At 39.1% G+C, this 3,854-nt stretch carries 4 protein-coding genes and 1 pseudogene; 1 reads left to right on the top strand and 4 read right to left on the bottom strand.

Translation table 11 applies throughout. The features are described 5' to 3' along the window. Positions 1-173 (bottom strand): pyridoxamine 5'-phosphate oxidase family protein (locus JCM9152_RS20810; protein ID WP_035347692.1); only part of this gene is annotated, 173 nt, incomplete at its 3' end. Between the two features lie 102 nt (positions 174-275). On the opposite strand from JCM9152_RS20810, the gene pdxR reads away from it, so the two are divergent. After that, positions 276-1,697 (top strand): MocR-like pyridoxine biosynthesis transcription factor PdxR, encoded by a 1,422-nt coding sequence (pdxR, locus tag JCM9152_RS20805; protein ID WP_081728168.1) that lies wholly within the window; start codon positions 276-278, stop codon positions 1,695-1,697. A 329-nt stretch (positions 1,698-2,026) separates the two neighbouring features. Here pdxR and JCM9152_RS20800 read toward each other — a convergent pair whose 3' ends face one another. The 3 genes and pseudogenes from JCM9152_RS20800 to JCM9152_RS20790 all read right to left on the bottom strand — a co-directional run bounded on the left by JCM9152_RS20800 (position 2,027) and on the right by JCM9152_RS20790 (position 3,846). Further along, positions 2,027-2,506: a hypothetical protein gene (locus JCM9152_RS20800; protein ID WP_035347690.1), complete on the bottom strand. Its 480-nt coding sequence runs from the start codon at positions 2,504-2,506 to the stop codon at positions 2,027-2,029. 358 nt (positions 2,507-2,864) lie between these two features. Continuing rightward, positions 2,865-3,333: pseudogene (locus JCM9152_RS20795) on the bottom strand (DUF8821 family protein). A 33-nt stretch (positions 3,334-3,366) separates the two neighbouring features. Next, the gene (locus JCM9152_RS20790; RefSeq protein WP_035347694.1) at positions 3,367-3,846 is read right to left on the bottom strand and encodes a GyrI-like domain-containing protein; all 480 of its coding nucleotides are present in this window, start codon (positions 3,844-3,846) and stop codon (positions 3,367-3,369) included. Positions 3,847-3,854: the final 8 nt, after the last annotated feature.

Raw genomic sequence — 3,854 nt, 5'->3', positions numbered from 1 at the left:
TGTGCAGCTCCGTGAAAATATACAGCCTCATTCATCATGACAAAATTCAAAGGAACAACATAAGGAGCCTCTCCATCCGTTAATCCCAGGTATCCTGTCCGTGCCTCGCTTAAAAACTGTTCAATTCGATTATCATCCGTACATTCTAAATTTTCTTGGCGGATATTACTCATTTTCGATCCCCACTCCTTTTTAAATGATAAAATGATTTTAAATAATATCTGTGCATGTGAAAAGTGACAGAATAAAAAAGTTTAATAGGGACAGATGGAGGAATGGATGTGGAATTGACCCCATTTTTACAAAAGGATTCAAAAGAACCATTATACAGTCAGTTGTATGGTTGGATTAAGAAGGAAATTGAAGAAAGCAGGCTTTTAGCAGGAATGAAGATGCCATCCATTCGCCAGCTAACGCTTCATTTAAAGGTTAGCCGGAATACGGTTGAGGCTGCCTATCAGCAGTTACAATCAGAGGGTTATCTCGAAAGTGTGCCTAGAAGTGGAATATGGGTAGCTGAGATCGAGAAGCCTTTCTTGCATCCGATTGCTCAAGAGCAGCCTATTAGGTTGGAATGTCAGCCGCCAAGCAAGGCTCTTGTTGATTTTGAATATGGGAATGTTGATATGGAGAAATTTCCTTTAAAACAATGGAAGAAATGTCTGACAGGTGCAGTTGATCAAGAGGGCAACTGGTTATTTCGGTATAGCAATAGAATGGGAGAGCTGGAACTACGACAGGAGATTTCAAATTATTTATTGCAATCGAGAGGTGTGCGATCTACACCAGAGCAAATTCTGATTACGGCAGGAACACAGGCCTCCATGACGGCGATATGTAAAATTTTAGAACTACAGGAAGAAACCTTGGCAATGGAGGAACCAGGTTACACGGGTGCGCGATCGGTTTTTGAAGATCAGGGGTGCCATATTGAACCGATACCTCTTGAAAAGGATGGATTGTCAATAGACTATCTTCAAAGGAGTGAGGCAACTGCCGTATACGTAACGCCGTCTCACCAATTTCCACTTGGTATGGTTCTGTCCGTTTCAAAAAGAATGCAAATGTTAAAATGGGCGTATCAAACGGGAGGATACATTATCGAGGATGATTATGATGGGGAGTTTCGATACATGGGTCAGCCGATTCCTTCACTCAAATCTCTCGATGAAGGGGAAAGAGTTATATATTTAGGTACATTTTCTAAATCTTTTCTTCCGTCCGTTCGGTTAAGTTATATTGTACTTCCTCCGTCTTTAGTGGTTCAGTATTCACGAAAGTTCGCCGATTACAATCAATCTGTCTCTCCTATTATTCAGCGGGCAATAGCTTTGTTCATGCAATCGGGTGAATTCGAAAGGCATATTAGAAGAATGCGCAAGCTGTACCAAAGAAAACACCAGGCTCTGCTAAGGTGTATTCAACACTATATGGGCACTCAAGTAACGATTGTAGGAGAAAAGTCTGGCCTGCATATCTTATTAAAACTAAAAGGGATACCAGCCTTAGAGCTGATTGAAAAGGGTCTCAATAAAGGCGTCAACGTTTATTCTCCGACATCTTTTTGGTTTCATCCACCCTCTGAGGCTCATTCCTATATCATGTTGGGATTTGGTGGTTTATCAATAGATGAAATTGAAAATGGAGTCAGGTTGCTAGCTAGCTGTCTCCCGGGGATGGAGATAAACGAGGAATAGGAGAACGATAAGGTTATGATAAAACCTCAAATAGACACACCACGACGAAGCGTACTATAAATAAAGCCTAAGCAAGGATATCATTTGATTGAGAGGAGGATCCTTGTTGTAAACGTACAGATTCCCACAGCTATGGCTACCTTCGTAATAACAAGTCCCTAGTAAGGTGCAGACGAAACCAATTTAGAATGTGTGGAATCGAATGTTTTGTAAAAGGTAATTGCTATAATAAAGTAATGAGGACAAGACTTTGAATGGGAAATATTCATGTTTTCGGTCATTTCGCTTTTCTTCTTAAATGAAGGGTATATCAAGTCAGTTCTTGGTCATTAATGAGTTTCACTTTGGGGCTGTTTGAACACTTCATCCTGCCACATTTGATACAGATAGATGATAAGCGCAAAACCGATCATCATAGCAACAATAACTATTGTAGGTAAAGTCGATTCACTCGAAACAAGCCCCGCCCGTTGCCATACCGGGTAAACGATGTACATATATAACCCGTCCAAAAGTATATTGATAGTCAGATACATCCAAAACTTACCAAATATAAAGTGGAATATCCAGATAACTATAACTAAATATACTCCATACACCCAAGGAATCGGCGCGACCCTATCCCACCCGAAAAGACTGGAATCTGCCTCGTTCCACCATCCGTAATGATAAGCCGCTTGATATGACAAGGTATGTATAATGGTCATAAATAGAGCGACCGGCATGTACCTGCGCAAGGTATCCATTTTCAAAAAAAACAAGGACGCCCAAGGCAATATCAAGAGTGACCAGAGAATAATCTGTTTCATATCATTAATACCTCCATTAGTTTTGTGGATAGTGTTACTCTCGGTTCATTTATTTATTCGATTTAAACAAAAAAGTAACAGAATTGCTTAAGCAACCTGATTGCACATTTTTACGATTGGCTACTAAGCTTGATGCTCTGCTAGTATATACTTTAAGGTCAAATAGAAATTTGTGTATATATACATTACGGAGAACGGTACCATAAATGATGGTAAAGCAGTAAGTTGAGGTTATATTCGATAAATTTATTCTAAATAAGATATTTAATAATTGAATTTTAGGTTAAATAAAAGGCTGGGTTTGTCGAATTAACCAAGCCTTTCATTTACTTAAGTGAGAAAATGTAAATATTAATTTTTAATACTCACCTTTAATGACAAAAAACGAGCCTCGAATGGTTCCAGCTAGTATAGACCTCTGCCTAGCAAACTTAAACTTTCCTTCTAACTCCCTTGGCACCTCCATCCCCTCAGATAGCTTAAAACCAACGGCACGCTTCTTAGGGTTATCAACTGTATACATGACGTTGACCTCTAGACCATCCTCAAAAAAGACGAAAGCCCATTTGATATTTTCCACTTGAAAGCATGACGTTTCTAAAGGATTAGCTGCAAACTTAATATCGCGTTCTTCTTTCAATATATGGTTCACATAATCAAGGGTCTCCTGACTTTCTCTAGCAGGTATAACTGTAAATTCATGCTTGTATTTGTTCATAAAGTAGCGGGCTTCATTAGCACGTAAACCAGCAAGCGCTTCTGTTACAGGGGAAGGAAGACTCTAACCCAACCGTAGACACATTTTTAAAATCAACAATAAAGGACAACTCTTATCCCTCCTCCAGTTAGCTTTCTATTTCTTATTTCTTAACAACAGGAATCCACATTTCACCAAATACTAAGCCGTTACTTTGCCCCATCTCAACTGCTGCATTTGGTCCGCCAACATAAGCAAAATCCTTGGCTTCTGGTAAGACTTGCCCAAATGCTATACTAGTCAGCGTATTACCTAACGCATCAGGCGTTTCTGCTTCCCCTTTTACAACCAAGTATTTTCCTTTAGGAAATTGAATCAATCTGGATGATTCTGGTAATGGTGTGTCTGTCATGACTCCAGCATAATGCATCATCTTATTATTTACGGCTTCGTTCACGGTAAAAATGTAGTCATTTGTGGCGATAGCTTTTAAAGTGTCAAGTCTTCCATCTTGTTTGATTGTTTTCCAAAAGTCTAACTTTTCTTTGTATGTGCCAGCATAATCTGTATAATCGCTCTTAAGCTCAATTCCAATACCTAAAACGGTAAAGCTTTCTTTTTCTTCTAGCGTATACTTTGCCATATTAAAAT

This window comes from Halalkalibacter hemicellulosilyticusJCM 9152, assembly GCF_000513115.1.
GTDB lineage: Bacteria > Bacillota > Bacilli > Bacillales > Bacillaceae_D > Halalkalibacter > Halalkalibacter hemicellulosilyticus.
Note: the sequence above shows the minus strand (reverse complement) of the source record. Positions and strands in the feature narration are given on the sequence as shown.

Coding starts and splice junctions, on each gene's coding strand:
- pdxR (WP_081728168.1), top strand. CDS start 276: ATGGATGTGGAATTGACCCCATTTTTACAAAAGGATTCAAAAGAACCA.
- JCM9152_RS20800 (WP_035347690.1), bottom strand. CDS start 2,506: ATGAAACAGATTATTCTCTGGTCACTCTTGATATTGCCTTGGGCGTCC.
- JCM9152_RS20790 (WP_035347694.1), bottom strand. CDS start 3,846: ATGGCAAAGTATACGCTAGAAGAAAAAGAAAGCTTTACCGTTTTAGGT.